Origin of the sequence: Desulfosarcina sp., assembly GCF_033791525.1 — a bacterium.
Lineage (GTDB): Bacteria > Desulfobacterota > Desulfobacteria > Desulfobacterales > Desulfosarcinaceae > Desulfosarcina.
Map to the genome: position 1 here is coordinate 1 of NZ_JASJGN010000320.1, position 5,228 is coordinate 5,228.

General features: G+C 54.9%; 6 protein-coding genes. 4 read left to right on the forward strand and 2 right to left on the reverse strand.

The genetic code is table 11. The features are described from left to right. Window positions 1–316: 316 nt before the first annotated feature. A complete protein-coding gene (gene gdhA, locus QNK41_RS16065; RefSeq protein ID WP_319258711.1) occupies window positions 317–1,666 on the forward strand; it encodes an NADP-specific glutamate dehydrogenase in 1,350 nt (449 codons plus the stop codon). Window positions 1,667–1,774: 108 nt separating this feature from the next. Here gdhA and QNK41_RS16070 read toward each other — a convergent pair whose 3' ends face one another. Beyond that, complete coding sequence (locus QNK41_RS16070; RefSeq protein WP_319258713.1) at window positions 1,775–1,978, reverse strand: cold shock domain-containing protein; 204 nt, start codon at window positions 1,976–1,978, stop codon at window positions 1,775–1,777. 193 nt (window positions 1,979–2,171) lie between these two features. After that, window positions 2,172–2,522 (reverse strand): hypothetical protein, encoded by a 351-nt coding sequence (locus tag QNK41_RS16075; RefSeq protein WP_319258716.1) that lies wholly within the window; start codon window positions 2,520–2,522, stop codon window positions 2,172–2,174. Between the two features lie 811 nt (window positions 2,523–3,333). Between QNK41_RS16075 and QNK41_RS16080 the strand changes: the two genes are divergently transcribed. The 3 genes from QNK41_RS16080 to QNK41_RS16090 all read left to right on the forward strand — a co-directional run. Continuing rightward, complete coding sequence (locus tag QNK41_RS16080; protein WP_319258718.1) at window positions 3,334–4,416, forward strand: hypothetical protein; 1,083 nt, start codon at window positions 3,334–3,336, stop codon at window positions 4,414–4,416. A 35-nt stretch (window positions 4,417–4,451) separates the two neighbouring features. After that, window positions 4,452–4,685, forward strand: a complete 234-nt coding sequence (locus QNK41_RS16085; protein WP_319258720.1) for a hypothetical protein — start codon at window positions 4,452–4,454, stop codon at window positions 4,683–4,685. A gap of 140 nt (window positions 4,686–4,825) precedes the next feature. Continuing rightward, window positions 4,826–5,228, forward strand: a 403-nt coding sequence (locus QNK41_RS16090) for a hypothetical protein (protein ID WP_319258722.1), incomplete at its 3' end; no start/stop codon positions are given.

Sequence of the window (5,228 nt, forward strand, 5' to 3'; positions counted from 1 at the left end):
GAAAAACCTGGCATCCGGCGATCTGCTGCTCACCTTAGGCGCCGGAGATGTCTACCGGGTGGGAGAAATGGTGTTGGAACGGATGTCTGAGGACTGAGGACGGAGAGCAGGGACCATAGACCATAGACCAGAGAGCAGAGAGCAGAGAGCAGAGAGCGGAACCCAGAACCCAGAACCCAGAACCCAGAACCCAGAACCCAGAACCCGGAACCCAGAACCCAGAACCCAGAACCCAGAACCCAGAACCCAGAACCCAGAACCCAGAACCCAGAACCCAGAACCCAGAACGTAAAATATATACAAAGGAGGAAACACCATGTCTGACATTCTTCAACTGGTAAAGGACAAGGACCCCGGGCAGCGTGAGTTTCATCAGGCGGTGATGGAGGTCATGGCCTCGGTCAAGCCGGTGATGGACCGCAACCCGGAGTACCGGGCCGCCAAGATCTTAGAGCGACTGGTGGAGCCCGAGTGGGTGATCCTGTTCCGGGTTCCCTGGGTGGACGACCAGGGTGAGGTGCAGGTAAACCGGGGCTTTCGCATCGAGATGAACAGTGCCATCGGCCCATACAAAGGCGGCCTGCGTTTCCACCCGTCGGTGAACCTGGGCATCCTCAAGTTTTTGGCGTTCGAGCAGGTCTTCAAAAACGCCCTGACCACGCTGCCCATGGGCGGCGGCAAGGGCGGGTCGGACTTCGATCCCAAGGGCAAGTCGGACCTGGAGGTGATGCGTTTCTGCCAGAGCTTCATGGCCGAGCTGTTCCGGCACATCGGCCCGGACACGGACGTGCCGGCCGGCGACATCGGCGTGGGTGCCCGGGAGATCGGTTATCTGTTCGGCATGTACAAGAAATTGAGAAACGAGTTCACCGGCGTGCTCACGGGCAAGAGCCTGAACTGGGGCGGCAGCCTGATCCGCCCCGAGGCCACGGGCTATGGGTCGGTCTACTTTGCCGCCGAGATGCTGGTCACCCGCGACGAGACCCTGGCGGGCAAGACCTGTCTGGTATCCGGTTCGGGCAACGTGGCCCAGTACACCATGGAGAAGCTGCTGGACCTCGAGGCCAAGCCGGTGACCTTTTCGGATTCGTCGGGATACATCTATGACGAGGCGGGCATCGACCGTGAGCGGCTGGCCCATCTGATGAACCTGAAAAACGTGCGCCGGGGCCGGGTCAAGGACTATACCGAGAAGTACCCCTCGGCGGTGTATACCGAAGCGACACCGGAGCAGGACTTCAACTCGCTGTGGAACCACAAGGCCGACTGCGCTTTTCCGTCGGCCACCCAGAACGAGATCAGCGCCACCGACGCGCAGAATCTGGTGGACAACGGCGTTTTCGTGGTCAGCGAGGGGGCCAACATGCCCACGGTGCCCGACGGGATCGACATCTTCATCGAGAACAAACTGCTCTATGGTCCGGGCAAGGCGGCCAATGCGGGCGGGGTATCGGTATCGGGTCTGGAGATGACCCAGAACTCAATGCGGTTGTCCTGGACCCGAGAAGAGGTGGACAACCGGCTGCAGATGATCATGAAGAGTATTCACCAGACCTGTTTGAATGCGGCCGAACAGTACGGCACGCCGGGCAACTACATGAACGGGGCCAACATTGCCGGCTTCGTCAAGGTGGTGGATGCCATGATCGATCAGGGCGTGGTCTGATGGCTTCTGCAGCATGGGTGTGATGCCATCGTTCAACAACGGGATCGAAAAAAAACGGCATCCTATGATCAAGGATGCCGTTTTCAATTTTGTGTCTGTGTCAGTTGGCTAAGTTCTTACCACATTGGCGGCAGCGGGGCCACGGTCTGTTTTCTCCACTTCGAAGGTTACCTGATCTCCTTCCGAAAGGGTTTTGAACCCCTCAGCCTGAATGGAAGAAAAATGAACGAAAATGTCACCCTGATCTTCCTCCTGTTCGATGAAACCAAACCCTTTTTTGTCACTGAACCATTTTACAACACCGTTTGCCATTTCTGCAGCCTCCTTAAAAAAAAGTAAACATATCGTGTTCAAGACCATCCAACCGAGAAGCCGGTCGTCACAAAAATGATGGAACCCACCATTAACAGGCTGTTAAAGATGACTTTAAACCGATCCGTTCAAGCCAAGCTACCCGCCACCACCGCTCCAATCTCGACGGCCCTTCCTGCCGGGCACTTTTATTTTACAGGCCGGATACAGAGTAAATACCACGCCCCGCCCGTTTCATTTTGCCTTTTTTACAGGCGCGATGAACGATATTGCTGATCTGCTTTTCAGTAAAGCCGGATTTTCCTCTCAAGGCCTCCACGGAGATTCCTTTTTTAAACCGTTTCATGATCGTGAGCACCTTATCCGTGGGAGTGATGGTTTTTCCCTTTGGCGCTGCCTTTTTTTTCGCGGCCGGTACCGCTTTTTTCTTCGGGGCAGCTGCGCGTGATGGTTTTTCGAACGCTTTTGCCATGGTTTCGGTTTTCTTGGCTAGCGTATTTAACTGTCGGGCGATGGTTTTTAGGTCTTTGGCAATTTTTTTCATGACCGGAGTCCTCCATGTAAAAGGGTGTGCAATTGCTTTCTTCTTAAAACGATATATAGGGAAAGGACGAGGCGCTGCTCGGCAGATAAACGACTCAACGATTCAGGTGGGCAGCAGCTCGATTGATTTTTCTTTTATTCGACAGCCTGCTAAATGCCGGTTGACCCCCGGCCAATGTGGCGTTGCCGGACTGGGAATAACCGTAAGTAAAAATAAAGCGGCCTGAAAGTCTCCTGAGAACATAAGGCAGCAAACGCTGCAACGTACTATGAGAATGAGCATAATGGATCGGCGGGTAAATGTCAAGCGCCTAGAATATCACTGAAAAATGATCTGTTTGAACAGCCGATACTCGTCATAGTAGTGCGAGAACATTGGAACCTATCTCAAAAATAAGGATCAGTGTTCAGGGCAAGGCATGCAACGGCGAAATAGCGGAGCATACACCCCAACGTTGCAAAAGCTGGAGGGCTTCATAGCCAAGGCGTCAAAGGTGAAGCTGTAATCGGCTACCGCGGTCCCTTGACTACGCGGGTCGCAGATCCCGTTGAAGACGGGGATCTGAAGTCTTCCAGCTTTCCTGAAAGGTAAACATAATGAGGAAAACCGTGACATTCTTGGACTTCACCCTTCGTGACATCCAGAAAATTGTCGAAAATTGTCCATATCAACCATGTTACCAATAGGTTAGCTATCTTTTCAAATATTGTTTATGCGACATTGGGGTTTAAACGTCCTCTCGCCCCCTTGGGGAGAGGGACAGAGTGAGGGGCCCGTGTTTTGTGATATCGAATAAGGAAGGTTATCCAGAATGAAAATCATTTCCCGATATTGCCAGAATAGTAAAATTTCGGTGCTACTCATCCCGGTGCTGCTGTTTATCAGCGCCTGCACGGGCATCGGGCCGCCCACGGTTGCCAGGGACCGGTTCGACTACGTCAATGCCATGTCCGAGTCCTGGAAACGTCAGATACTGCTCAACCTGGTTAAGATTCGTTACATGGATGCGCCGGTGTTCCTCGATGTGGCCTCGGTCATCAACCAGTATTCCCTGGAAGGCGAAATCGCCTTGGGGGCGTCCTGGTCGGACGCCATCACCGGCGACAGGCAGACGATCGGTGGCACGGGACGCTATTCCGACCGTCCCACGATCACCTATACGCCCCTGTCCGGCGCGCGCTTCACCCAGCAGTTGATGACCCCCATCCCGGTCGCCGCCATTCTGTCTCTGCTGCAATCGGGTTACCCGGCAGATTTCGTCTTTCGCATCGGCGTGCAAACCATCAACGGCGTCAACAACCGCTTCGGGGGGCAGCTTATGCAGCGAACGGCCGATCCGGCCTTTTATGACCTGTTGCGCGCGTTGAATACGATTCAGCAATCAGACGGCCTCGGCATGCGCGTCAAGCCGAAAGATGGCAAGTCAGCCATCGTGATGTTTTTCAGGACGCCTGCCGGAACGGAACTCAGCCAGGAATTGGCGATCGTGCAGCGGATTCTGCGCGTATCCCTGTTAGACGGCGAGTTGGAGGTCGCCTTCGGATCGATGCCTCAAAACGACCGCGAATTGGCCATCCAGACCCGATCGATGCTTCAAATCATCGTTGAACTGGCCTCTCATATCGACGTCCCTTCGAAAGACGTGGCCGAAGGCCGGGTGTATGCAACACCCGCAACGCTGGCCCCCGGTTTCCCGGACCTGATTAACATCCACAGCGGTACGACACGTCCGACCGATGCCTACGCGGCGGTGCGTTATCGGGACATGTGGTTCTGGATTGACGACCGGGATCTTAACTCCAAGCGCATGTTTGCCTTCACCATGCTGCTCTTTTCGCTGACCGAAACCGGCGGCGATCAACGGGCACCCATTGTCACCGTACCGACGAACTGAAGGGCTTGGCGATCGTTCAAGAAAAGGAAATCACCATGACTGTAAAGGCACCACCGAAGGAGAAACGCAAGAAAGACCCATACCTGGATCGACGCTCCGGCGAAGACCGGCGCGAGGCCTACGACATCGACTATTTTGCCGATGGCGGCGCCGAAAGGAGAAAGGGAGATGAACGCCGCAAACCCAAAGAACGGCGCAAAGACTGCGTGAAAGTTACTAAGTGGTCGAGTGTATGCGCCGAGAATAAACCAAAAAAATCCGACGATTGAGAGGGTCTCGGACGACGGTCGACCTGGCGGATTCTTCGGCTCCCTCGCCTTCCGTTTAACACCCTGTTTAGGCATCATTGGGCTGCCCCGCCGATCGGTTCGCCCTACAGGTGTCTTTTACACAGGAAAGAGGAACAATCATGAAAAAACTACTGACATTTTTTAAGCTCACCGCTCTGGGTGGCTTGCTGGTGCTACTGCCCGTTCTCCTGTTCATTCTCCTGTTGATGGAGATCGTCCAGATGGTGGTGGGCCTGGCTATGCCCATCGCCGGCCTGTTTCCCGCCGGCACTTTCGACGACCCTAAATATCCGGTGGCCCTGGCGATCATCCTGATAGCAGGAGCCTCGCTGCTGATCGGCATTGCCATGCGATCCAGCGCAGCCCAGCGTCTGGGCAATGGGATCCAGGAAAAGACCCTCAATAAGCTGCCCATCTACCGCTTCGTCAAAACCCTCGTGTCCGGACTGGTCGGAGCTGAAAAAAGCGGCAGCTTCAAACCGGCACTGTTTGACGCCGGTAACGGCCAGCGGGAAATCGTCT

Excerpts from the sequence above, each read along its gene's own strand:
- gdhA (WP_319258711.1), top strand. The coding sequence starts at position 317 with ATGTCTGACATTCTTCAACTGGTAAAGGACAAGGACCCCGGGCAGCGT.
- QNK41_RS16070 (WP_319258713.1), bottom strand. The coding sequence starts at position 1,978 with ATGGCAAACGGTGTTGTAAAATGGTTCAGTGACAAAAAAGGGTTTGGT.
- QNK41_RS16075 (WP_319258716.1), bottom strand. The coding sequence starts at position 2,522 with ATGAAAAAAATTGCCAAAGACCTAAAAACCATCGCCCGACAGTTAAAT.
- QNK41_RS16080 (WP_319258718.1), top strand. The coding sequence starts at position 3,334 with ATGAAAATCATTTCCCGATATTGCCAGAATAGTAAAATTTCGGTGCTA.
- QNK41_RS16085 (WP_319258720.1), top strand. The coding sequence starts at position 4,452 with ATGACTGTAAAGGCACCACCGAAGGAGAAACGCAAGAAAGACCCATAC.